The organism is Pseudomonas sp. SIMBA_068 (assembly GCF_046534705.1).
Classification (GTDB): domain Bacteria; phylum Pseudomonadota; class Gammaproteobacteria; order Pseudomonadales; family Pseudomonadaceae; genus Aquipseudomonas; species Aquipseudomonas putida.
On sequence record NZ_JAWRYI010000148.1, the window covers coordinates 1 to 357 of the forward strand.

A 357-nucleotide genomic window follows, 5' to 3' on the forward strand; every position below is an offset into this window, starting at 1 on the left:
TTCAGGTCGCCCTTGAGCACCGAGAAACTGGCGCTGGCTTCGTCGCGCTTGTAGTGGAACTCCTCGGCGTCGCTGCCGTAGCCGAAGAAGCGCCGGGTGCCGACGATCAGGTTCAGGCCCAGGCCCAGCTGGGCTTTCTCGCTGTAGCGATAGCCGTTGTAGCCAAAGGTCATGGGGGCGTACTTCAGCGGAATCTGGTCGCTGCTGCGGCCAAAGCGCATCTCTTCGTCGAAGTCCTTGAAGTCCACCCCCACCGACAGCGAGGTGGCCCAGTTGCCCGCGGCGGGCAAGGTGTAGATCGCCGAAACCCCGGAGGAATGGCCCTTGCCCAGCACGTTGCTGCCGCCGATGGTGGCG

The 357-nt window shown here is 64.4% G+C and carries 1 pseudogene; it reads right to left on the reverse strand.

Annotation, left to right across the window (positions count from 1 at the left end):
- Positions 1-357 (reverse strand): annotated as a pseudogene (locus SB756_RS28585) (ShlB/FhaC/HecB family hemolysin secretion/activation protein); the annotation flags it as partial.